Origin of the sequence: Roseisolibacter sp. H3M3-2 (assembly GCF_029211165.1) — a bacterium.
Lineage (GTDB): Bacteria > Gemmatimonadota > Gemmatimonadetes > Gemmatimonadales > Gemmatimonadaceae > Roseisolibacter.
This window is the reverse complement of the sequence record NZ_JARGEK010000030.1, coordinates 1-23,141: the sequence shown is the minus strand read 5'-3', so window position 1 is coordinate 23,141 and position 23,141 is coordinate 1. Positions and strand designations below refer to the sequence as shown.

Annotated in this window: 22 protein-coding genes; 13 read left to right on the top strand and 9 right to left on the bottom strand. The window is 76.5% G+C overall.

Going from position 1 to position 23,141, the window contains the following annotated elements:
* From PYV61_RS04805 to PYV61_RS04780, 6 genes are all read right to left on the bottom strand, one after another.
* Positions 1-315, bottom strand: a 315-nt coding sequence (locus PYV61_RS04805) for an ATP-binding cassette domain-containing protein (protein WP_275828878.1), incomplete at its 3' end; no start/stop codon positions are given.
* Between the two features lie 57 nt (positions 316-372).
* A complete protein-coding gene (locus PYV61_RS04800) occupies positions 373-957 on the bottom strand; it encodes a dihydrofolate reductase family protein (protein ID WP_275828877.1) in 585 nt (194 codons plus the stop codon).
* 87 nt (positions 958-1,044) lie between these two features.
* Positions 1,045-2,244, bottom strand: a complete 1,200-nt coding sequence (locus PYV61_RS04795) for a P1 family peptidase (RefSeq protein WP_275828876.1) — start codon at positions 2,242-2,244, stop codon at positions 1,045-1,047.
* 82 nt (positions 2,245-2,326) lie between these two features.
* Entirely contained in the window at positions 2,327-3,241 is a 915-nt protein-coding gene (locus PYV61_RS04790) for a sugar ABC transporter substrate-binding protein (RefSeq protein ID WP_275828875.1), read from the bottom strand.
* Positions 3,238-4,185 carry an ABC transporter permease gene (locus tag PYV61_RS04785; RefSeq protein ID WP_275828874.1) on the bottom strand — a complete coding sequence of 316 codons (948 nt, stop codon included), beginning with the start codon at positions 4,183-4,185 and terminating at the stop codon, positions 3,238-3,240. Before PYV61_RS04785 ends, PYV61_RS04790 begins: the two co-directional genes overlap by 4 nt.
* A 104-nt stretch (positions 4,186-4,289) precedes the next feature.
* Complete coding sequence (locus PYV61_RS04780; protein WP_275828873.1) at positions 4,290-6,845, bottom strand: PAS domain-containing protein; 2,556 nt, start codon at positions 6,843-6,845, stop codon at positions 4,290-4,292.
* A 158-nt stretch (positions 6,846-7,003) separates the two neighbouring features.
* On the opposite strand from PYV61_RS04780, the gene PYV61_RS04775 reads away from it, so the two are divergent.
* Positions 7,004-8,017 carry a 2-dehydropantoate 2-reductase gene (locus PYV61_RS04775; RefSeq protein WP_275828872.1) on the top strand — a complete coding sequence of 338 codons (1,014 nt, stop codon included), beginning with the start codon at positions 7,004-7,006 and terminating at the stop codon, positions 8,015-8,017.
* Between the two features lie 8 nt (positions 8,018-8,025).
* Positions 8,026-9,675 (top strand): alpha-D-glucose phosphate-specific phosphoglucomutase, encoded by a 1,650-nt coding sequence (locus tag PYV61_RS04770; RefSeq protein ID WP_275828871.1) that lies wholly within the window; start codon positions 8,026-8,028, stop codon positions 9,673-9,675.
* A 103-nt stretch (positions 9,676-9,778) separates the two neighbouring features.
* Here PYV61_RS04770 and PYV61_RS04765 read toward each other — a convergent pair whose 3' ends face one another.
* Positions 9,779-10,156 (bottom strand): four helix bundle protein, encoded by a 378-nt coding sequence (locus PYV61_RS04765; protein ID WP_275828870.1) that lies wholly within the window; start codon positions 10,154-10,156, stop codon positions 9,779-9,781.
* Positions 10,157-10,318: 162 nt separating this feature from the next.
* On the opposite strand from PYV61_RS04765, the gene PYV61_RS04760 reads away from it, so the two are divergent.
* The 7 genes from PYV61_RS04760 to PYV61_RS04730 all read left to right on the top strand — a co-directional run bounded on the left by PYV61_RS04760 (position 10,319) and on the right by PYV61_RS04730 (position 16,259).
* Positions 10,319-11,617: an amidohydrolase family protein gene (locus tag PYV61_RS04760; RefSeq protein ID WP_275828869.1), complete on the top strand. Its 1,299-nt coding sequence runs from the start codon at positions 10,319-10,321 to the stop codon at positions 11,615-11,617.
* A 44-nt stretch (positions 11,618-11,661) separates the two neighbouring features.
* The gene (locus PYV61_RS04755; RefSeq protein ID WP_275828868.1) at positions 11,662-12,879 is read left to right on the top strand and encodes a DUF3500 domain-containing protein; all 1,218 of its coding nucleotides are present in this window, start codon (positions 11,662-11,664) and stop codon (positions 12,877-12,879) included.
* A gap of 36 nt (positions 12,880-12,915) precedes the next feature.
* Complete coding sequence (locus PYV61_RS04750) at positions 12,916-13,137, top strand: hypothetical protein (protein ID WP_275828867.1); 222 nt, start codon at positions 12,916-12,918, stop codon at positions 13,135-13,137.
* A gap of 18 nt (positions 13,138-13,155) precedes the next feature.
* Complete coding sequence (locus PYV61_RS04745; RefSeq protein WP_275828866.1) at positions 13,156-13,944, top strand: APH(3') family aminoglycoside O-phosphotransferase; 789 nt, start codon at positions 13,156-13,158, stop codon at positions 13,942-13,944.
* Positions 13,944-15,074, top strand: coding sequence for a winged helix DNA-binding domain-containing protein (locus PYV61_RS04740; RefSeq protein WP_275828865.1), 1,131 nt, complete (start codon positions 13,944-13,946; stop codon positions 15,072-15,074). Before PYV61_RS04745 ends, PYV61_RS04740 begins: the two co-directional genes overlap by 1 nt.
* A gap of 88 nt (positions 15,075-15,162) precedes the next feature.
* On the top strand, positions 15,163-15,636 hold the full coding sequence (locus PYV61_RS04735) for a GyrI-like domain-containing protein (RefSeq protein WP_275828864.1): 474 nt from the start codon (positions 15,163-15,165) through the stop codon (positions 15,634-15,636).
* The gene (locus PYV61_RS04730; protein ID WP_275828862.1) at positions 15,633-16,259 is read left to right on the top strand and encodes a hypothetical protein; all 627 of its coding nucleotides are present in this window, start codon (positions 15,633-15,635) and stop codon (positions 16,257-16,259) included. The genes PYV61_RS04735 and PYV61_RS04730 overlap by 4 nt, the downstream gene beginning before the upstream one ends.
* Here the strand turns inward: PYV61_RS04730 and PYV61_RS04725 are convergent.
* Complete coding sequence (locus PYV61_RS04725; RefSeq protein WP_275828860.1) at positions 16,240-16,848, bottom strand: TetR/AcrR family transcriptional regulator; 609 nt, start codon at positions 16,846-16,848, stop codon at positions 16,240-16,242. The two genes, PYV61_RS04730 and PYV61_RS04725, sit on opposite strands and share 20 nt — an antisense overlap.
* The gene (locus PYV61_RS04720) at positions 16,845-17,738 is read right to left on the bottom strand and encodes an alpha/beta fold hydrolase (RefSeq protein WP_275828858.1); all 894 of its coding nucleotides are present in this window, start codon (positions 17,736-17,738) and stop codon (positions 16,845-16,847) included. The genes PYV61_RS04725 and PYV61_RS04720 overlap by 4 nt, the downstream gene beginning before the upstream one ends.
* Positions 17,739-17,852: 114 nt before the next feature.
* On the opposite strand from PYV61_RS04720, the gene PYV61_RS04715 reads away from it, so the two are divergent.
* The 4 genes from PYV61_RS04715 to PYV61_RS04700 form a co-directional block, all read left to right on the top strand.
* Positions 17,853-19,448, top strand: coding sequence for an AAA family ATPase (locus tag PYV61_RS04715; protein WP_275828856.1), 1,596 nt, complete (start codon positions 17,853-17,855; stop codon positions 19,446-19,448).
* 8 nt (positions 19,449-19,456) lie between these two features.
* A complete protein-coding gene (gene fdhD / locus PYV61_RS04710; RefSeq protein ID WP_275828854.1) occupies positions 19,457-20,335 on the top strand; it encodes a formate dehydrogenase accessory sulfurtransferase FdhD in 879 nt (292 codons plus the stop codon).
* A complete protein-coding gene (locus PYV61_RS04705) occupies positions 20,332-22,662 on the top strand; it encodes an FdhF/YdeP family oxidoreductase (protein ID WP_275828852.1) in 2,331 nt (776 codons plus the stop codon). The genes fdhD and PYV61_RS04705 overlap by 4 nt, the downstream gene beginning before the upstream one ends.
* Before the next feature lie 20 nt (positions 22,663-22,682).
* The coding region (locus PYV61_RS04700) for a molybdenum cofactor guanylyltransferase (protein WP_275828850.1) at positions 22,683-23,141 on the top strand (459 nt) is incomplete at its 3' end.

Sequence of the window (23,141 nt, the reverse complement as noted above, 5' to 3'; positions counted from 1 at the left end):
GCCGGCGAGGGCGCGCGCCACCGCGGCCAGCCGTCCGGCGGCGGCCAGCGCGTCGGCCACCGTCCCGACGACGGCGAGCGGGTCCTGCGGGAGGTACGCGACGCGGCCGGCGCGGCGGACGTGCCCCGCGCGCGGCGCGTCGACGCCGGCCAGCAGGCGGAGGAGGGTGCTCTTCCCGCTCCCGTTGGGCCCGACGAGCCCCGTGCGCTCGCGCCCGACGCCCAGCGTCAGGTCGGCGAACAGGGTGCGCCCGTCGGGGAGGGGCGCGGCGAGGGCGTCAGCGACGAGGTACGGCGGGGCGGACGGACGTGACATGCGAAGCTCCTGGCGTGGGGTGATGGGATCGGGATGCCAGGAGCTGCAGCACGGGGGTCACTCCGCTGGGGTGGGTCGCCGGGGCGCCTCGGCGCGCGCCGCGTACGTACTCTGCACCAAACCTGACTCGTAGGCCACCGTGCGCACATGGGTCATTCGCACATCCCCGCCCACGTCGCCGAACAGCGGGATGCCGACGCCGAGCAGCACGGGGACGCGGGTCACGGTGAGCGCGTCGAGCCGCCCCTCGCGCAGGAAGCCGCGGATCACCTGCCCGCCGTCGACGTAGGCGTGGCGCGCGCCGGCGGCCTCGAGGCGCGCGACCAGCGCGGCGACCGGCCCCGGGTGCACCTCGACCTTCCCGCGGAACCGCTCGGGGAGGTCGGCCTCCTTCAGCGTGGTGCTGAGCACGACGACGCGGCGGTCGCCGTAGGGCCACGGCATGTCGAAGCCGGCGACCACGTCGTACGTCGCGCGCCCCCACACGATGACGTCGACGTCGGCGAGGAACGCCGCGTAGCCGTGGTCGTCCTCGGGCGGCGCGTCGGGGTCGGCGCCGGGGAGCCAGTCGAGGGCGCCGTCGGGGCGCGCGATGAAGCCGTCGAGGCTCGTGGCGATGAAGGCGGAGGCGCGGAGGGGCATGGAGACAACGGTACCTCGTCGCCTTACGAACTGCAGGGGACTCGGATGCTTCGGATGCGACGGACCCGTGCTGATACTCAGCGAGTCCTAGTTCATCCGCCCGTACTTCTTCATTGCCTGCACCACCCGCTCCCCCGGCAGCCCCGGCACGCGCAGCCCGTCGGCGCCGGTGAAGGTGGCGGGGGCGGCGAGCATCGCGTTCACCACGGCCTCCTCGGTCGCCGCGATCGTGGCGCGGAAGATCCCGTCGATCTGGTCGTTGGGGAGCATGCGCAGCGTCGCCACCGAGTCGTCGCGCCCCGCGCGCGCGTTGGCGGTGGAGAAGGCGAGGAAGAGGTCCCCCGAGAAGTTGGACGCGTGGCTGCCGAGCGCGCCCAGCCCCATCCCCACGCGCCGCGCGACGCGCGCCAGCTGGTGCGACACGAGCGGCGCGTCGGTGGCCACGACCACGACGATCGAGCCGCGCCCGAAGCGGTCCGCCGCCGCGTCGTCCCCCGGCGCCGGCGCGGCGTCGCAGCGCGGGACGCCCCGCAGGAAGGGGCGCGTCTGCGGGAGGGTGGCGCACAGGCGCAGGTCGCGCGTCTCGCGCCCCACGGGCACGCCGAGCACGCGCAGGTCGCCGCCGTAGTTGCACTGCACCAGCACGCCCACGGTGTAGCGCGCGCCGAGCGCGGCGACGACGCGCGACGACGTGCCGATCCCGCCCTTGAAGCCGTTGCACATCATCCCGGTGCCGCCGCCCACCGGCCCCTCGGTCACCGCGCCGCCGCGCGCCGAGTCGAGCGCGGCCCACGCGTGCTCGGGCTTCACGTGCTGCCCGTTGGCGTCGCTCAGCGCGTCGAAGGTCTCGGCGACGACGGGGTAGGTGAAGACGAGCGGGCGCCCGCGCGCGAGCTGCCACTGCACGGCGGCGTCGCGCACCGTGCCCACCGAGTGCGTCCCGGTCAGCAGGAGCGGCCCCTCGAGGAACCCCGACTCGGCGATCCAGTTCACGCCGGTCATGTCGCCGTTGCCGTTCTGGTTGAACGTGGCGGCCATGACGAAGTCCCAGCTCCCCTTCCCGCGCGGCAGGATCGCCGTCACCCCCGTGCGCACCGGCCCCTCCCCCGGCACCAGCCGCCCCTCGCCGCGCACGATCGTCGCGTGCCCGACCTCGACGCCGGCGACGTCGGTGATGGCGTTGTGGGGGCCCGTCTCGCCCTCGAACGGGATCCCCCAGGCGCGGGCCCGCTTCGACGGCTGCGCGGCGAGCACGGTCGGGACGAGCAGCAGCAGGATGCATCGCATGGCGAGATCTCCTCGTGGCCCGCGCTGCGGGCTGCGGGCTGCGGGCTGCGGATTTCGAACCCGCAGCCCGCAGCCCGCAGCCCTACTTGGTAACCAGCTCGATCCGCACCGGCTGCTCCGCCGGCACCGGCTCCCCCTTCAGCAGCCGGTACGCGCTCACCACCGCCTGCCGCCCCATCTCGGCGGGGAACTGCGCGACGGTGGCGTGCATGCGGCCGGCCGCGATGGCGGCGCGCGCGTCGTCCTGCGCGTCGAAGCCGACGACGGTCACCGCGCCCGCCTTCCCGGCGGCGGCGATCGCCTCGACGGCGCCGAGCGCCATCACGTCGTTGCACGCGAACACCGCCTGCACGCCGGGGTGCGCCTGCAGCACGTTCTGCATCACCTGGAAGGCGCGGTCGCGCTCCATGTCGGCGGGCTGCGACGCGACCACCGTCACGCCCGGCGACGCGGCGAGCGCCTCGCGGAAGCCGCGCAGCCGCGCGTCGCCGCTCTCGTGCCCCGGCACCCCCTCCAGCACCGCCACGCGCCCGGCGCCGCCGAGCCGCTCCGCGACGAAGCGCCCGGCCAGCCGCCCGCCGTCGACGTTGTCGGAGCCGACGAAGGTCGCCACGCGCCCGCCGGCCGCGCGCAGCGCCGCCGTGTCGACGCGCGTGTCGACGACGAGCACCGGCACGTCCGCCGCGTTCGCCTTCACGATCGCCGGCACGATCTCGCGCGAGCCGCTCGGCACCACCAGCAGCGCGGCCACGCGGCGCTGGATCAGGTTCTCGACGATCTGCAGCTGCCGCTCGGCGTCCACCTCGCGGTCGGCGGCCTGCACGACCAGCTCGAGGCCGAGCGAGTCGGCGGCGGCGCGCGCGCCGCGCTCCATGTCGACGAAGAACGGGTTGTTCATCGTCTTGGGGACGAGCGCGATCACCGGCCGCCCGCCGTCGCCGCCGCGGTTGCAGGCGGCGAGCGCGAACAGGGCGAGGGTCGCGAGCAGGCGTGTCATGCGCGGCGGGCGGCGAGGGCGTCCGCGCGGCGGCGCAGCGCCAGGTCGACCAGCACGGCCGCGACGATCACCACCCCGATCGCGACCTGCTGGAGGTAGGCGGAGACGCCGAGGAGGTTCAGCCCGTTGCGGAGCACCCCCATCGTCAGCGCCCCGGCGAGCGTGCCGAGCACCGTCCCCGTCCCGCCGAGCAGGGAGGTGCCCCCGATGACGACGGCGGCGATCGCGTCGAGCTCGTACGACAGCCCCGCGATCGGCTGCGCCGAGTCGAGGCGCGCCGTGAGCAGCACCGCGCACGCGGCGGCCAGCGCGCCGCTGACGACGTACACGGCCGCGGTGTGCGCGCGCACCGCCACCCCGCTCCACCGCGCCGCCTCGGCGTTGCCGCCGACGGCGCGCACGTAGCGGCCGAAGGTGGTGCGCGCGAGCACGAGCTGCGCGGCGCCGCACAGCGCGAGCATGACGAGCGCCGGCGCGGGCACCCCGAGCGGGCGCGCGGTGGCGAGGGCGCGCAGCCCCGGCGGGAAGCCCGAGATCGGGCGCCCGTCGGTGAGCAGGAGCGCGACGCCGCGGGCGACGCTCATCATCCCGAGCGTGACGATGAACGGCGGCAGCCGGCCGAGGGTGACGAGCGCGCCGTTCACCGCGCCGCACGCCGCCCCGGCGAGGAGCGCGAGGAGGATCGCCGCCGCCGCCGGCGCGCCGCCGCGCAGCGCGAGCCCCAGCGCCACCCCCGCGAGCGCCACGATCGCGCCCACCGACAGGTCGATCCCGCCGGTGAGGATCACGAACGTCATCCCGGTCGCCAGCACGCCGACGAGCGCCGTCTGCTCGGCGACGTTGAGCAGGTTGTCGACCGTCGCGAAGTACGGCGTGGCCGCCCACAGCGCCGCGCAGAGCAGCAGCAGGCCGGCGAACGCGCCCGTCTCGCGGTTGCGAAGCATCGGGCGAAGCTCGTCGCGTCGGCGGGGGGTGTCAACGGGGACGCGGCGGGCGGCGGGCTGCGGGCTGCGGGTTCTGAATCCGCAGCCCGCCGCCCGCCGCGTCCCTACGCCAGCCGCAGCGTCACCGTGAACGCGCTCCCCCTCCCCTCCTCCGACTCCACCGTCAGGTCCCCGCCCATCGCGCGCGCCAGGTCGCGGCTGATCGCCAGCCCGAGGCCGACGCCCTGCTGGCTGGCGTGGGTGCGGTGGCGGTCGATCTGCACGAAGGGCTCGAAGATGCGCTCGACCTGCGCCGCCGGGATCCCGCGCCCCGTGTCCGAGACGCGCAGCCGCACCACGCCCGCCGCCGCGTCGGTCGTGCAGAGGAGGGCGACGTGCCCGCCCGGCTCGGTGAACTTGATCGCGTTCGTGAGGAGGTTCAGCAGCACCTGCCGCAGCTTCTCGGGGTCGGCGCGCACGACGTGCGGGCTCCCCGGCGTGTCGGGGGCGCAGGCGTCGTGGTCGAAGGTGAGCCCCTTGGCCGCGAGCTGCGGCGCCACCAGCGACTCCAGGTCGGCCACCATCGGCCCCACCTCGACGTCGGCCACGTGCAGCTCGACCTGCCCCGCCTCCAGCCGCGCGAAGTTGAGGATGTCGGTGATGAGCCCCATCAGGTGCCGGTTGGCGCGGCGCACGCGGTCGAGGTCAGTGCGCTGCGCCTCGGTCAGCGGGCCGCGCACGCCCAGGGCGAGCAGCTCGGTGTACCCCTGGATCGCGTTGAGCGGCGTGCGCAGCTCGTGCGACATCGTGCCGAGGAACTCGCTCTTGGCGCGGTTCGCCGCCTCGGCGGCCTCGCGCGCGGCGTCGGCCGCCTCGACCGCGCGGCGCTCGCTCTCGACGTCGGTGCAGGTGCCGAACCAGCGCGTGACCCGCCCCTCGGCGTCGCGCACCGGGATCACGCGCGTGAGGAAGCGGCGGTACGCGCCGTCGGCGCCGCGCAGCGGGAAGGTCGTCTCGACCGGCGCGCCGGCGGCCATCGCGGCCTGCCACTCGCGCACGACGTCGGGGAGCGCGCGCGGGTCGTGCGCCTCCTGCCACCCCCACCCCGCCGCGCGGTCCGCCGCCATCCCCGTGTACTCGTACCAGCGCGCGTTGAACCAGTCGACCGCGCCGTCGGGGCGCGCCGTCCAGGCGATGGTCGGGATCGCGTCGACCATCGCGCGCAGCTGCCGCTCGCTCTCGGCGAGCGCCGCCTCGGCCTTCTTGCGCGCCGTGACGTCCTGGTAGTAGACCGCGAGACCGTCGGCCAGCGGGTACATGCGCATCGCCGCCCAGAAGTCGAGCGGCGGCGGGTAGTGCGCCTCGACGTCCACCGCCCGCCCCTCGCGCAGCGCGCGGAACGCGCCGTCGTAGAACGGCGTCCCGACCGCCTCCGCGAACTCCTCCCACAGGTGCTTCCCGATCAGCCCCTCGCGCGGGCGCCCGATCACCCGCTCGGTCGGCGGGTTGATGTAGGTGAGGCGCCAGTCGCGGTCGACGGTGAAGAACGGGTCGCTGATGGACTCGAACGCGTCGAGCAGGCGCCGGCGCGCGGCGTCGGCCTCGCGCGTGCGCTCGGCGAGCAGCGCGTGCGTGCGCGACAGCTCCTCCGCCTGCGCCTCCAGCTCGGTCGCGTTCTCCTGCAGCTGCTGGTTGGTGAGCTCGAGCTCGACCTGCTGCTCCTCGAGCTGCGCGTTGGCCTGCGCCAGCGCGCCGCGCGCGGCCTCGCTCTCGGCGAGCAGGCGCTCCACCTCGCGCCGCGCCCGCACGTGCTCGGTGACGTCGGTGCCGTGCGCGACGATGCCGGCCGGCGCGCCGTCGGGCGCGGCGACGGGGAGGTAGACGAAGTCGGCGAACCGCTCCTCGGGGGGCGCCCCCGGCGTGCGCGCGAGGGCGATCGGGAGCGCGCGCCCGACGAACGGCTCCCCGGTCGCGCGCACGCGGTCGAGCAGCGCGTCGAACCCCTGCCCGCGCAGCTCGGGGAGCGCCTCGAGCGCCGGGCGGCCGACGAGGTCGCGGCGGCCGACGAGGCGGTAGTACGCGTCGTTGGCCAGCTCGAACACGTGGTCGGGGCCCCGCAGCACGGCGAGGAACGCCGGCGCCAGGCGGAACGCCTCCTCGAGCTGCGCGCGCCCGCGCACCTCGGCGGTGACGTCGACGAAGGTGACGAGGACGCCGCCCACCGCGCCCGCCTCGTCGCGCACGGGCGCGTACGAGATGGTGAGGAAGCGGTCCTCGAGCGCGCCGCCCGGGCCGCCGCGCGCCAGCGCGTACCGCTGCTCGCGCAGCGTCACCGTCTCGCCGGCGCGCACGCGGGCGTAGATCGGCGCGTTGAACGCCCACGCCTCGGGCCAGCACTCGGCGGTCGGCCGCCCCAGCGCGCGCGGGTGCCGCGCGCCGAGGATCGGGACGTACGCGTCGTTGTAGAGCTGCGTCAGCTCGGCCCCCCACAGCACGACGCTCGGGAAGCCGAGGGCGAGCACGGTGGCCGCGGTGGTGCGCAGGCTCTGCGGCCAGCGGGCGACGGGGCCGAGGGGCGTCGAGGCCCAGTCGAGCGTCCGGCAGCGGCGGGCCATCTCGCCGTCGCCGGGGAAGTGCGCGTCCGCGCCGTCGCGGGCCGCGTGGCTGACCGTGGTGCTCACCCGTGCTGCCGTCCGGTTGCTGGCCCTTACTGTCGCGCCCGCCTAGTCGCGGGCCATAAACATGCGTCTGGCGCAATGTCTCGGGAGCACGGGGCGGCGGGCAAGGGTGGTGACGGCCGCGCATATTCCGCGCGCTCCCACCCCCACCAGCCAACGACGTGTCCGATCTCCCACACCCTCTCGACGTGCCGCTGCGCGTCGCGGTCATCGGCGCCGGCGCGGTCGGCGCGGTGCTCGGCGCCCGCCTCGCGCAGGCCGGCTGCGACGTCGCCTTCGTCGCCCGCGGCGCCACCCTCGACGCCCTGCGCGCGCGCGGGCTGGTGATCGAGCACCCGCAGGGCGACGTGCGCCTCCCCCCCGGGCACGCGGCCGCGAGCCCCGCCGAGGTGGGGCCGGTGGACGCGGTGCTGGTGGCGGTGAAGGCGGCGCAGGTGCCCGAGGTGGCGCCGACGCTCGCCCCGCTGCTCGCGCCGCACACGGTGGTGGTCCCGCTGCAGAACGGGGTCGAGGCGAGCGCGCAGCTGGCCGCGGCGCTCGGCCCGGCGCACGTCGCCGAGGGGCTGTGCCGGATGCTCGCCGAGCAGGTGGGGCCGGGGCACGTCCGGCTGCACGGCGGCGTGCTCGACGTGACCTTCGGCCGGCGCGGGGCGCGGGCGCCGCACGCGGGCGCGCTGGCGGCGGGGGCTGTGGAGGGGCTGTCGCGGCTGGCCGACGCGTTCCGGCGCGCCGGCGTCGCGGTCGACGTCCCCGACGACGCCGACGTGGCGCTGTGGGAGAAGGCGCTGTTCGTCGAGCCGCTGGGCGTGGTGGGCGCGGCCGCGCGCGCGACGTTCGGCGAGTTGATGGGCGACCCCGAGACGCGCGCCGCGCTGGCGGCGTGCGGGCGCGAGATCCTGGCGGTGGCGCGCGCCAACGGCGTCGCGCTCGACGAGGAGGCGCCGGCGCGGGCGTGGGCGCGCTACGAGGCGCTCCCCGCCGGCGGCACGACGTCGATGCAGCGCGACCTGGTGGCCGGCCGTCCGTCGGAGCTGGAGGCGCAGACGGGGGCGATCGTGCGGCTGGGGCGCGCGGGCGGCGCGGCGACGCCGGTGCACGACGTGCTGTACGCGGTGCTGCGCCCGCAGGAGGCGCGCGCGCGCCAGGCGCGCGACGGCTCCACCCCCACGGCCTGAGGCCCGGCATGTCCACCGCCCCCGCGTCCGCCCGTGTCGTCCCGACGACGCCGTTCGCCGACCAGCGCCCGGGGACCTCGGGGCTGCGCAAGAAGGTCCCGGTGTTCCGGCAGCCGCACTACCTCGAGAACTTCGTGCAGGCGGTGCTCGACGTCGCCGCCCCGCCGCCGGGGAGCACGCTGGTGGTCGGCGGCGACGGGCGCTTCCTCAACCGCGAGGCGGTGCAGGTGATCCTGCGCCTCGCGGCGGCCAACGGGGTGGCGCGCTGCGTGGTCGGGCGCGGCGGGATCCTGTCGACGCCAGCGGCGTCGCACCTCATCCGCCTGCGCGGCGCGGCGGGGGGGATCCTGCTTTCGGCGAGCCACAACCCGGGCGGGCCGGACGGCGACTTTGGGATCAAGTACAACACGGCCAACGGCGGCCCCGCGCCCGAGGCGGTGACGGAGGCGATCGCGGCGCGCACGCGCGCGCTCACCGAATATCGCACGCTCGACGCGGCCGACCTCCCGCTCGACGCCGACGGCACGCACGCGCTGGGCGGGATGACGGTCGAGGTGGTCGACCCGGTGGCCGACTACGCGGCGCTGATGGAGTCGCTGTTCGACTTCGGCGCGATCCGTTCGCTCGTCGCCGGGGGCTTCCGCCTGCGCTTCGACGCGATGCACGCGGTGACGGGCCCCTACGCGCGCGAGATCCTCGAGCGCCGGCTCGGCGCGCCGGCGGGGACGGTGATCAACGGCACGCCGCTCCCCGACTTCGGCGGCGGGCACCCGGACCCGAACCTCACCTACGCGCACGACCTGGTGGAGGAGATGTTCGGCGCCGACGCCCCCGACTTCGGCGCGGCGAGCGACGGCGACGGCGACCGCAACATGATCCTCGGCCGCCGCTTCTTCGTCACGCCGTCGGACTCGCTGGCGGTGCTGGCCGCGAACGCGACGCGCATCCCCGGCTACGCGCGCGGGCTCGCGGGCGTCGCGCGCTCGATGCCGACCAGTGCGGCGGTCGACCGCGTGGCGCAGGCGCTCGGGCTGCCGTGCTTCGAGACGCCCACGGGGTGGAAGTTCTTCGGCAACCTGCTCGACGCGGGGCGCATCACGCTGTGCGGCGAGGAGAGCTTCGGCACGGGCTCCGACCACGTGCGCGAGAAGGACGGGCTGTGGGCGGTGCTGGCGTGGCTCAACGTGCTCGCGGCGCGCGGCGAGGGGGTCGAGGCGATCGTGCGCGCGCACTGGGCGCGCTACGGGCGCAACTACTACACGCGCTACGACTACGAGGGGGTGGCGCCCGACGCGGCGCACGGACTGATGGCGGCGTTGCGCGCACGCCTGGCGTCGCTCCCCGGCACGGCGCTCGGCCGCGGGATGGAGGTCGCGGCGGCGGACGACTTCGCGTACCACGACCCGGTGGACGGGAGCGCGTCGGAGCGGCAGGGGATCCGGGTGCTGTTCGCGGACGGGTCGCGGATCGTGTACCGCCTCTCCGGGACCGGCACCGAGGGGGCGACGCTGCGGGTCTACATCGAGTCGTACGAGCCGGACGTGGCGCGGCAGTCGATGGACGCGCAGGAGGCGCTGCGGCCGCTCGTCTCAGCGGCGCTCTCGCTGGCGGAGGTGCAGGCAAGAACCGGAAGGTCGGAGCCTACCGTCATCACCTGAGTGACGGCGAAGAGCGGGGTGGGGCGAACTTCAGGAGACTGCGCAGGGCGGGGTGAACCGAACCAAGGGGTGAGGCGCAGAGCGGGGGACGGCGGCCTGCGACTCATTGCTGCAGGGTGCGGAGGAGGGCGGCGAGGAGGCGGGCGGTGTGCAGGACGTGGGTGCGGGCGGTGCCCACGGCGGCAGGTGGCGGGTGGGTGGTGAGGGCGATCTCGGTGAGGCAGGAGTCGACCTCGCGGAGCGAGCCGCGGGCGATGGTCAGGCAGCGACGGCGGTCGGCGCTGCTGCCGCGGCCCCAGCCCTCGGCGATGTTCAGGTGCACCGAGCTCGCGGCGCGCGTCAGCTGATCCGCCAGCGCCGCGCGTCCCGAACCGGACAGCGCGTCGCACACCCCGCGCGCGGCCACGGCCAGCTTCATCGCTTCCTGCCACACGCGGAGTCCGCGATGGTCGCCTCCCGGCGCTGCGTTCGTCGTCGTCACGCCGCATCTTCACCCGCGACCCCACGTCGCACCCGACCGCTCCAACGCGCCACGGCACATTCCGCCGCATCCTGCCTTCCGCCCCACCCCTTGGTTCGGTTCACCCCGATCTGCGCCGTTCCCTGAAGTTCGCCCCACCCCGCCCTCCGCCCTGCCGAGCCGATGGTACAACCACCCCCCGTCGCCATCACCAACGTCGCCGTGATCGACGTCGAACGGGGATCCCTGCGGCGCGCGCAGACGGTGGTGGTACGCGCGGGCCGCATCGCGGCCGCGGGCCCCGCCGCCGCGATCGCGATCCCGCCCGGGACGACGGTCGTGGACGGCCGTGGACGGTTCCTGGCCCCCGGGCTGGCCGACATGCACGTGCACGTCTACACCCGCGGCGACCTGTTCACCTACGTCGCGAACGGGATCACCACCGTGCGCAACATGGCCGGCGACACGTCGCACCTCGCCATGCGCCGCGACGTCGCCGCCGGCCGCGTCGTCGGGCCGCGCGTCGTCACCGCCGGCCCGGTCGTCGAGACGCCGCCGCTCTCGCACCCCGACAACGCGCCGCTCGCCGCCCCCGCCGACGCCCGCGCGGCGCTCGTGCGCCAGCGCGCCGCGGGGTACGACTTCGTGAAGGTCTACAACGCCCTCGCGCGCCCGACGTACGACTCGGTCGTCGCCGTCGCGCGCGAGCTGGGGCTGCCGGTGGCCGGGCACGTCCCGACCTCGGCGGGGATCGACGGCGCGCTGGCCGCGCGGCAGGCGTCCGTCGAGCACTTCCGCGGCTACGTGCACGCGCTGACGCCGGCCGGGCCCGACGCGGGCTTCCGCGCCTGGAGCGTGGCGTGGACGCGCGTCGACACCGCGGCCATCCCCGCCCTCGTCGCGCGCACCGTGGCGGCGGGCGTCTGGAACTGCCCGACGTTCACCTTCACCGTGCACGAGCTGTCCCCCGCCGCCGACCACGCCCGTCTGCTGCGGCGCCCCGAGCTGCGGCGCCTGAGCCTCGAGGGGCTGCCGCGCGACCGGACGAAGGGGTACCTCGCGGCCTTCGCCGACGCCGACTTCGCGGCCGCGCAGCGCGGGCTCGACGGGCAGTTCCGGCTGCTGCGCGCGTTGGACGCCGCGGGCGCGGGGCTCCTGCTCGGCACCGACTCGTGGCTCGCCGGGCACGCGCTCGCCGAGGAGGCCGCGCTGATGGTGCGCGCGGGGCTCACCCCGGCGCGCGTGCTGCGCATGGCGACGCTCGACGCGGCGCGCTTCCTCGGCGCGGCCGACTCGATGGGGACCGTCGCGCCCGGGAAGGTCGCCGACCTCGTGCTCCTCGACGCCGACCCGCTGCGCGACGTCGCCGCCCTGCGGCGGGTGCGCGCGGTGGTGGTCGGCGGGCGGCTGCTGACCCGCGCGGAGCTCGACCGGCGGCTGGCCGCGCTCCCGGGACCGCGCGAGCCCTTGACGGCTCGCTGAGCCGGCGCGCACTTCCCGGGCACCACTCTCCCGGAGCCCCGTCCGTGCGCCGCGCCGCCCTCGCCGCCCTGCTCTTCCTCGCCGCGCCCGCCGCCGGCGCGCAGGAGCGCGTCCTCACCGCGCGCCCCGACTCGTCCTTCGCCGCCCGCGACCGCGCCCGCGCCTCCTTCGCGCCGCGCGAGCGCGACTTCCTCGCGCAGCCGTTCCGCGGCGTCTCCGTCGACTCGGCCATCACGCCGGACCTGTTCCCGCTGCGCGCCACCGGCGTCAGCACCGCCCCCGTGCGCCAGGCGGCGGCGGCGTTCCTGGCCGCGCTGTCGGCCGAGCAGCGCGGGCGCACCAGCTTCCCGGTGGACGACGACGAGTGGCGCCGCTGGATGAACCAGCACTTCTACGAGCGGCGCGGCGTCGGCTTCGGCGAGATGGGCGCCGCGCAGCGCGCCGCCGCGGTCGGGCTGCTGCGGGCGTCGCTGAGCGCGCGCGGGCTGCGCACGTCGCAGGACATCATGCGGCTCAACCACACGCTCGGGGAGCTGAACGGCGACCTCGCCAACTACGGCGAGGGGCTGTACTGGATCACCGTCATGGGGACGCCGTCGGCCACCGAGCCGTGGGGGTGGCAGCTCGACGGGCACCACCTCGTGATCAACTACTTCGTCGTCGGCGACCAGGTGGTGATGACGCCGACCTTCATGGGCTCCGAGCCGGTGCACGCGACGACCGGCAAGTACGCCGGCACGAAGGTGCTGCAGGAGGAGCAGGACGCCGGCCTCGCCTTCTTCCGCGGGCTCACCGACGACCAGCGCCGGCAGGCGACCGTCGCGTCGGACAAGCGCGCCAACAACACCGTCGCCGAGGCGTTCCGCGACAACGTCGACCTGACCCGCGTCGGCGTCCCCGCGACCGCGCTCACCGCGGCGCAGCGCGAGCGGCTGGTGGCGCTGGTGGGGCTCTGGGTCTCGCACATGCGCGACGGCCACGCGCGGGTGAAGATGGCCGAGGTGCGCCGCCACCTCGACGACACGCGGTTCGCGTGGGTCGGCGGGTCGGGCGCCGACGACGTGTTCTACTACCGCGTCCAGAGCCCGGTCGTGCTGATCGAGTTCGACCACCAGCGCCCCGTCGCGCTCCCCGGCTTCGCGGCCGACCGCCCGACGCGGCAGCACATCCACACGGTCGTGCGCACGCCCAACGGGAACGACTACGGCAAGGACCTGCTGCGCCAGCACCTGGAGCGGCACCCGCACCCGCACCGCCACTGACCCCGCGCACGCCGCCGTACGCCGCCGCCCGCCCGCATGCCGACGCCGACCGACGCCACGCACCCGAATCGCGACGCCTTCCCCGCCGGGATGTCGGGGCCGTCGCTGCGCGCGCTCGCCACCGCCGGCGTGCGCTCGCTCGCCGACCTGGCGCGGTGGCGCGAGCGCGACCTCGCCGCGCTGCACGGGATGGGGCCCAAGGGGGTGCGCATCCTGCGCGACGCGCTGGCGGCCGAGGGACGTGGCTTCGCGCCGTGAGCAGCTGGTGATCGCTTCGTGAGCGCGCCCGTCCCGGTCCCCGCGGCGGCACGCGAGACGGTGGCCGGATACGCCTGGACGCCCGCCGGGGGCGGCGCCTCGGGCGCAGCCGTGTACCGGCTGCACGCGCCCGGGCGCCCCACGCGCTACGTCAAGCACGCCGCCGGCGACGCGGCCGACGAGGTGGCCGCCGAGTCGGAGCGGCTGCGCTGGCTCGCCGGCCGCGTCGCCGTGCCCACGGTGCTGCGCGCCGTGCGCGACGGCGACGCCGCCTTCCTGCTGCCCGCCGCGCTCCCCGGGCGCGCCGCGCGCGACGCCATCCGCGCCGACCCGGCGTCGCGCGACGCGGTCGTCCCGGCGCTGGCGGCGCTCGTGCGCGCGCGCCACGCGCTCCCGGCCGACGACTGCCCGTTCGACGCCGGGCACGCGCGGCGGCTGGCCGACGCGCGGCGCCGGATCGACGCCGGGCTCGTGGACGCCGACGACTTCGACGACGAGCGCGCCGGCCGGAGCCCCGCAGAGGTGTGGGACGCCATGACCGCGCTGCTCCCGCTTCCCTTCGGACGCGTCGTGACGCACGGCGACTGCACGCTCGACAACCTGCTGGTCGCCGACGGGCGGGTGACCGGGTGCCTCGACGTGGGACGCGCCGGGATGGCGGACCCGTACCAGGACCTCGCGCTCCTCTGGAACGACCTTGGCGAGTTCGGCGACGACGCGCGCGAGGCGCTGCTCGCGGGCTACGGCGAGACCGCGCCCGACCGCGCGCGCCTCGAGTTCCACCGCTGCCTCGACGAGTTCTTCTGATGGCGACGCGCGGACCGGAGGGCGCCCCTCCCCAGGAGACGCTGGACGACCGCGCGCTCGGCCGCGCCCTGCTCGCGCGGCAGCACCTGCTCCGCCGCGCGCCCCTCGCGCCCGCGGCGGCGGTCGAGCACCTGGTCGGGCTGCAGGCGCAGGCCGTGCTCCCGCCGTACGTCGGGCTCTGGTCGCGGCTCGACGGGTTCGCGCCGGAGGCGCTCGGCGCGCTGCTGGAGTCGCGCGCGCTGGTGCGGCTCACGCTCATGCGCGGCACGATCCACCTCGTGACGGGGCGCGACGCGTGGGCGCTGCGCCCCGTCGTGCAGCCGGCCATCGTGCGCGGGCACCGCGGCGCGTGGGGGAAGCGCGTGGGCGACGTGGCGCCGGAGCGCATCGCCGACGCCGTGCACGCGCTGCTCGCCGACGCCCCGCTCGGCGGGCGCGAGCTGGGGCGCCGGCTCGTGGAGGCCGGCGTCGGCACCGACGTCGAGGCGATGGCCGACGCCGCCACCGCGTACGCCACGCTCGTGCAGGTCACGCCACGCGGCGTGTGGGGCGCGAGCGCCGCCCCCGCGTACCGGCCGCTGGCGACCTGGGCCCCCGACGCGCGCGCCGACGCCGCCACGCCCGACGAGGTCGTGCTCCGCTACCTGGCCGCGTTCGGCCCGGCGTCGGTGCGCGACGCGCAGGCGTGGGCCGGGATCACGGGGCTCGCCGCGACCTTCGCGCGGCTGCGCGACCGCCTCGTCACCTTCCGGGACGCGCGCGGGCGCGAGCTGTTCGACCTCCCCGACGCGCCGCGTCCGGGCGGCGACGTCGCCGCGCCCGCGCGCTTCCTCGGGGAGTTCGACAACGTCTTCCTCGCGCACGCCGACCGCGCGCGCATCTGGCCCGAGGGGTTCCGGTGGGGGCACGTCGTGCACGGCCGCTCGCTCGGGATGGTGCTGGTGGACGGGCTCGTGCGCGCCGGGTGGTGGGCCGAGCGGCCGGCGCGCGGCGCGGGGGCGGTGGTCGTGCGCCCGTTCGGCCCCCTGACGCGCGCCGAGCGCGCGGACGTGCTGGCGGAGGGGCGGCGCCTGGCGGCGCTGCTCGACCCCGGGGCGCGCGACGCCGACGTGCGCTTCGAGCGCGTCTAGCGCCCGCGTGCGGCGGACGCCTGTCAGCATCCGGTGAGCGCGGCGGCGCGGGGGCGGCGCCCCTTCCCGCCCCGCGTAGCGTTCGCGCATGCCCGAGCCCCTGGACGTCCGCATCGTCGACTTCCCCGAGACGCCCGTCGCCGCCGTCGAGCACCGCGGTCCGCCGGAGCTGGAGCACGCGACCGCGCGCCGCCTCATCGCGTGGCGCATCGCGCACCGGCTGCCCCCCGACCGGCACGCCACCTACGGCGTCCACCACACCGACCCGCGCACCACGCCGCCCACCGAGCACCGCGTCGACATCTGCGTCGCCTACGACGGCGTCGTGGCGCCGAACGCGGAGGGGGTGGTGGCGAGCGTCATCCCCGCCTGCCGCTGCGCGGTCGCGCGCCACCTCGGCTCGCGCGCCAACGTGGCGGCGGCGCGCCGGCTGGCCGAGGAGTGGCTGCCGGCGAGCGGCGAGGCGCCGGGCGACTTCCCGGTGTTCTTCCACTACGTCAACGTCGGCCCCGGCGTGCGCGAGGAGGAGATGATCACCGACGTCTACCTCCCCCTGCGGTGAGGCCCGTCGCGGCCGTCGCGGCGCTGGCGCTGCTCGCCGCCGGCGCCGGGGCGCAGCCGACGCTCCGCGTGCCGGCGCGCCCGCCCGTCCCGGTGCTGATCGACGGCCGCTTCGCGCCGGGGGAGTGGGACGACGCCGCGCGCGCCGCCGTCGGCCCGCTCGACACGCTGCTGGTGAAGGAGCACGCGGGGCACCTCTACCTCGGGGTCGTCACCGCGCGCGCCCACCCCGTGTACGTCGACCTCTTCGTGCGCGACGGCGGCGGCGCGCTGCACAACCTCCACGCGTCGATGCAGCTCGGCGAGCGGCGGCTCGCGGCGGGGGACACGACGTGGACCGACGCGCGGCCGGCGACGCGCTGGGGGAACGAGGTGGACTGGACCGCCAACGAGTCGAAGCTGCGCCCCGACCGGCCGCGCGCCCCGGGCGCGCCCCTCGACACGTCGCACCTCTTCCCGCAGCGCGGGCGCGAGTTCCAGATCCGGCGCGCGCGCTTCCCCGGCGCGCGGTGGCGCGTGCGCGTCGAGCTGCGCGACCTCGCCGGGCGCGAGCCCGACCTCGTCGTCCCCGCCGGCAGCACGCGCCGTGATCCCGACGGCTGGCTCACCCTGGCGCTGCCGTGACGCGCGGCGCGAAGGTCGCCGCCAGCGCGTCGAGCACCGCGTCGAGGGGGTAGCCCTCCGGGTCGAGCGCGTAATGCTGCGCGACCCCGTCCACGGCCGCGAACAGGAGCCGCGCGCGCGCCTCGGCGCCCGGCCCGGCGCCGCCGACGTGGGCCGCCAGCGCGGCGACGATGCGCGCCGTCCACGCGTCCAGCTCCCCGCGCAGCGCCTCGGGGACGCCCGGCTGCCAGCGCAGCATGTACGAGATGCGCCAGTAGTCGAGGTGCTCGCGGACGATCGCCATCGCCCCGGCGGCGAAGCGGCGCAGGGCGGCGGCGCCGTCGCCGCCGGCGGCCGCGTCGGGCGCCCCCGCCGCCAGCGACGCGTCCACGTCGCGCATGCCGCGCCGGAAGAGCGCCGCCAGCAGCTCCTGCTTGCCGGGGTAGTAGTTGTAGAGCAGCCCCTGCGAGACGCCGGCCTCGCGCGCGATCTCGCGCACGGTCGCCGCCTCCAGCCCGCGCTCGGCGAACACGCGCAGCGCGGCGCGCTCGATCCGGTCGCGGCTCTCGACGCGCAGCCGCTCGAACTCGGCGTCGCTGCGCGGCGTCACGCGGCCTCGCGCGTCGGCGCGTCGAGGAAGCGCCGCAGCTCGGGGAGCAGCGCGCCCCCCACCTCCTCGGGGACGAAGTGGCCGGCGTCCGCGTACTCGACCACGCGCGCCTGCGGCAGCGCCTCGCGCCACCGCGCCAGGTACGCCGGGCCGAACGCCGGGTCGCGCATCCCCCACAGCAGGAGCGCCGGCTTCCCCTGCAGCGCGGCGCGCCGCTGCCACAGCCGCTCGTACCACGCCCCCTCGGCGAGCAGCGCGCGGGCGAGCGCCGCCGGGGCCTCGCGGTCGGCGGCCGACGGGAAGGGGGCGAGGTACTGCCGGTGCACGGCCGGCGTGAGCGCCCGCCGGTCGCCGAAGCCGGCGGGGATCAGGACGCGCGGCGAGAAGTTGAGCCGCCGGTAGAGGAAGCGCCCGATCGGCCCGGCGGCGAGTCTCCCGCCGCGCGCCATGCGCGGGTCGCCGCCCAGGTCCCACAGCCAGGTGTTGCAGAGGACGAGGCGCGACACCCGGTCCGGGTGCGCGATGGCGTGCGCGAGCCCGATCGGCCCCCCGAAGTCGTGGACGACCAGCGTCGCATCGCGGACGTCGAGGTGGGCGAGCAGCGCGGTGAGCCGGCGCGCGTGGTCGGCGGGCGTGTAGCCGGCGTGGGGGGGCTTGTCGGACAGCCCGAAGCCCAGGTGGTCGGGGACGATGACGCGGTACTTCTGCGCCAGTCCGGAGACGACATGGCGCCACAGGAACGACCATGTGGGCGTCCCGTGCACCAGGACGACCGGCGGCCCGTTCCCCTCGTCGAGGTAGTGCAGGCGCCCCTCGGGCGTGGCGAGGTGCCGACCGGCGAACGGGTACGCGGCCCGGTCGAGCCAGGCGGGCGGGTATGGGTCGGTCACGGACGCCTCCATCGGCGGTTTGATTGAACGCACGTTCAATATACCAGCGCCGTGGCGGGCGTCAACGGCGCCGGGCGGCTCGCGCGCCCGCGTGCCGCCGCGCACCATTCGCGCATGTCGCACCACTCGATCCCGCTCGCCCCCGCCCAGCAGCGCGCGCTCGACGCGCTGGTCGACCTCCCGCCGGGGCCCGCCGTGCTGGTCACGCGCCCGGGGATGGGGCGCAGCACGCTGCTCCGCGCCGTCCACCGCGCGCTCGGCGGCACGCTGCTCGGCGCCTCCGACCTGACCCGCGCGCTCGACGCGCGGCACCCGCTCGCGGTCGAGGAGGCGCTGCACCGGCTGCTCGCCGACGCGCTCGCCGAGCACGAGGTGGTGCTGGTGGACGACTTCCACCTCGCCGCGTCGCCGCTGCTCGTCGGGCACTTCTACCCGCGCAACGGGCTCGCCCGCCTCCCGCTCGCCGCGCTCGGCGACGAGGCGGCGCGGCGCGGGCGGCGGCTGGTGGTCGCCAGCGACCCGGGGCCGCTCGCCGGCATGTGGCCCCGCGCGCGCACGGTGGCGCTGCGCGAGCTGGCAGTCGAGGACTACGCGCACTTCCTGCGCGACTTCCTGGGCGAGGCGGGCGCGCGGGTCGACGCCGCCCGCGTCCACCGCTTCGCGCGCCAGCTCTCGGCGCGCCAGCTCCGCGTCGCCTGCGACGGCTTCGCCCCCGCGCCGGCGCCGGGCGGCGACGACACCGAGCGGTTCGTCGCGCACCTGCGCGCGCACCACGTCGCCAGCAACGTCGACCTGGGCGAGGTGCAGGCCGTCGCCCTCTCCGAGCTGAAGGGGGTCGACGATGTCGTGGCCGCGCTCGAGGCGAGCATCGTCCTCCCGTTCGAGCGCGCCGACCTCGCGGCGACGCTGGGGCTCACGCCGCGGCGCGGGGTGCTGCTCGTCGGGCCGCCGGGGACGGGGAAGACCACGGTCGGCCGCGCGCTCGCGCACCGGCTGCGCGGGAAGTTCTTCCTCATCGACGGCACCGTCGTCGCCGGGACGCCGGCGTTCTACCACCGCCTGCACAAGGTGGTGGAGGCGGCCAAGGAGAACGCGCCGGCGGTGATCTTCATCGACGACAGCGACGTGATCTTCGAGGGGGGCGGCGACGCGGGGTTCTACCGCTACCTGCTCACCCTGCTCGACGGGCTGGAGAGCGAGAGCGCGGGGCGCGTGTGCGTGATGATGACGGCGATGGACGTCGCGAGCCTGCCGCCGGCGCTCGTGCGCTCGGGCCGCGTCGAGCTGTGGCTGGAGATGCGACTCCCCGACGAGGCGGCCCGCGCGGCGATCCTGGGCGACCGCGTGGCGGCGCTCCCCGACGCGCTGCGCGGCGCCGACGTGGCGCGGGTGGCCGCCGAGACCGAGGGGCTCTCGGGCGCGGACCTCAAGCGGCTGGTCGAGGACGCGAAGCTGCTCTACGCCTACGACCTGGCGCGCGACGCCGCCCCCGCCGACGCGACCGACTACCTCGTGCGCGCGGTCGGCCACGTGCGCGAGAACCGGCGGCGCTACCTCGAGGCGGAGGCGCACGCGCGCGCGCGCCGCGCCCACCAGGGACCGGCGCACGACGGCGGCGGCTTCGTGACGACGAGCGGGATCGCGTTCGCCGACGGCGACGGGATGGCGGTCTCGCACGACTTCGTCCTCGGCGACGACGGCGAGGGGTAGGAGGCGCCGTGCGCACGGACGACGCGGCCGCGGACGTCGCGCGGGTGGAGGTGCTGCGCGTCGCGCGCGGCGCGCCGGCGCGCGACGACGACCTGCTCGCGGTCGAGGAGCCGCTCCTGATCGAGCTGGCGCACGACCGCGACGGCGGGCGCGTGACGGGGAGCGTCTCGGTGACGATGCGCACGCCGGGGCACGACGCCGAGCTGGCCGTCGGCTTCCTGTACGCGGAGGGGATCCTCGCCGGCGCCGACGAGCTGCTCGGCGTCCCCGCGGAGCCCGCGGGCGACGGGCGCGGCGCCAACGTGGTGCGCGTCGCGCTGCGCCCCGGCGTGCCGGTCGACGTGCGGCGGCTGGAGCGCCACTTCTACACCGCGTCCAGCTGCGGCGTGTGCGGCAAGACGTCGCTGGAGGCGCTGGCCGCGGGCCGCCCGATCGTCCTGCCGCCGCCGGCCCCGCTGGTCGGCGCCGACGCGCTGCACGCGCTCCCGAGCGCGCTGCGCGCCGCGCAGGCGGCGTTCGAGGCGACGGGCGGGCTGCACGCCGCCGCGCTGTTCGACGCCGACGGCCGCCTGCTGTGCGTGCGCGAGGACGTCGGGCGGCACAACGCGGTCGACAAGGTGGTCGGGCGCCAGCTGCTCGACGGGCGCCTCCCGCTGCACGACCGCGTCCTGCTCGTCAGCGGGCGCGCGAGCTTCGAGCTGGTGCACAAGGCGCTCGCCGCCGGCATCCCGCTGCTCGCCGCCGTCGGCGCGCCGTCGAGCCTGGCCGTCGAGACGGCGCGGGCGTACGGCGCCACGCTGGTCGGCTTCGTGCGGGACGGACGCTTCAACGTCTACGCGGGCGCGGCGCGCGTCCGCGGCCTCGACGCGCACCTCCCGGAGCGATGAGCGACCAGGACACCCCCCTCCCCAGCGCCCTCACCCCCGACGAGGTCACCGGCCCGCGCGTCGGACGCGCGAGCGAGGTCGCCGCCGGCGTCGCCGCCGTCGTGAAGACGACGCAGTGGGGGCTGCGCGAGATGGGCGCGGCGCGCTCGCTGAAGACGCTGCTCGCCGTCAACCAGGTGGACGGCTTCGACTGCCAGAGCTGCGCCTGGCCGAGCCCCAACGGGACGCGCCACACCGCGGAGTTCTGCGAGAACGGGGCGAAGGCCGTCGCCGACGCGGGGACGCGGAAGCGCGTGACCCCCGAGTTCTTCGGCGAGCATTCGGTGGCCGACCTGGCGGCGCGCAGCGACCACTGGCTCAACGCGCAGGGGCGGCTCACCCACCCGATGCTGCTGCGCGAGGGGGGGACGCACTACGAGCCGGTGTCGTGGGACGACGCCTTCGCGATCGTGGCCGACGAGCTGCGCGCGCTCGACACCCCGGACGCGGCGGCGTTCTACACGTCGGGGCGGACGAGCAACGAGGCGGCGTTCCTCTACCAGCTGTTCGTGCGGCAGCTCGGGACGAACAACCTCCCCGACTGCTCCAACATGTGCCACGAGTCGAGCGGCGTGGCGCTCGGCGAGGCGATCGGCGTCGGCAAGGGGACGGTCACCCTCGAGGACTTCGAGAGGGCCGACGCGATCTGGATCTTCGGGCAGAACCCGGGGACCAACCACCCGCGCATGCTCGCCTCGCTGGAGCAGGCGAAGGCGAACGGCGCGACGATCGTCAGCGTGAACCCGCTCCCCGAGGTCGGGACGCGGGCCTTCGCCAACCCGCAGCACCTCCACCACCCGTGGAAGGCGCTGCCGGTGCTGCTCGGGAAGGGGACGGCGCTCACCGACCTGTTCGTCCCGGTCCGCATCAACGGCGACGTGGCGTTCCTGCAGGGCGTGATGAAGGAGATGCTGGCCGAGGAGGACGCGCGGCCGGGCGCGGTGTTCGACGCCGCCTTCATCCGCGACCACACGGTCGGCTACGAGGCGTTCGCCGAGTCGCTGCGCGCGGCCGACTGGGACGTGATCGTCGAGCAGTCGGGGGCGACGCGCGCGCAGATCCGCGAGGCCGCCGAGATCGCGATGCGATCCGAGCGCATGATCTGCTGCTGGGCGATGGGGCTCACGCAGCACCGCAACGCGGTCGACACCATCCAGGAGGTGGTGAACCTCCTCCTGCTCGGCGGGCACCTCGGGCGCCCGGGCGCGGGGGCGTGCCCGGTGCGCGGCCACAGCAATGTGCAGGGCGACCGCACGATGGGCATCGCGGAGAAGATGCCCGACGCCTTCCTCGACCGGCTGGGGACGGAGTTCGCCTTCTCGCCGCCGCGCCACCACGGCGCCGACACGGTCGAGACCATCCGGCGCATGCACGACGGGCGGATCACCGTGCTGTTCGCGATGGGGGGCAACTTCCTCTCGGCCACCCCCGACACGGCGTACACGGCGGAGGCGCTGCGCCGGTGCGCGCTGACGGCGCACGTCTCGACGAAGCTGAACCGCGCGCACCTGGTGACCGGGCGGCGGGCGCTGATCCTCCCCTGCCTCGACCGGTCGGAGCACGACGTGCAGCCCGGCGGCGAGCAGTTCGTGACGGTCGAGGACTCGATGGGGATCGTCAACCCGTCGCGCGGCGTGCTCCCGCCGGCGAGCGCGCACCTGCTGAGCGAGCCGCGGATCGTCGCGCGCCTCGCCCGCGCCGCGCTCGGCGACCGCACGACGGTGCCGTGGGAGGCGCTGGCCGACGACTACGACCGCGTGCGCGAGCGGATCGCGCGCGTGGTGCCGGGGTTCGCGGACTTCGACGCGCGCATCCGGCGGGGGCCGTTCTACCTGTACAACCCGGTGCGCGACGACCGGCGGTTCGACAACGGGGTCGGGAAGGCGCGCTTCACCGTACACGAGATCCCGCGCCACGACCTCCCGCCCGGGCAGTACCTGATGATGACCATCCGCACGCACGACCAGTTCAACACGGTCGTGTACGGGCTGGACGACCGCTACCGCGGCATCTACGGCGGGCGGCGCGTCGTCTTCATGAACCGCGACGACATGGCGGAGGCCGGGCTGGCGCAGGGGGACCTCGTGGATCTCACCAGCCACTTCGAGGGGGAGACGCGCACGGCGCCGCGGTGGGCGGTGGTCCCCTACCCGATCCCGCGCCGCTGCACGGCGACCTACTTCCCCGAGGGGAACGTGCTCGTGCCGGTGCGCTCGGTGGCGGCGCGCAGCAACACGCCCACCTCCAAGAGCGTGCGGATCTCGGTCGCGCGCTCGGCGCCGTCCTGAGCGCGCCGCCGGTCACCGGCGTGATCCTCGCCGGCGGGCGCGCGTCGCGCTTCGGCGGGGCGCCCAAGGGGCTGGCGACGGTCGGCGGGGCGCGCATCCTCGACCGCGTGGCCGGGGCGCTGGCGCCCGTGACCGACGCGCTGCTGCTGGTCGCGCACGCGCCCGACGCGGCGGCGTGGCTCCCCGGCGTGCGCGTCGTCGGCGACGTGCACGGAGGGATGGGCGCGCTCGGCGGGGTGCACGCGGCGCTCGCGCACGCCGGCACCGACGTGCTGGTGGTCGCGTGGGACATGCCGTTCGTGTCCGCGGGGCTGCTGGCCGCGCTGCGGGACGCGGGGCGCGCCGGCGCGGCGGCGGTGCTGCCGGTCCACCCCGACGGCCACGTCGAGCCGCTGTGCGCGTGGTACGCCGCGTCGTGCGCCGCGGCCGCCGAATCGCTGCTGCTGGCCGACGAGCAGCGCGCGGGCGCGCTCGCCGAG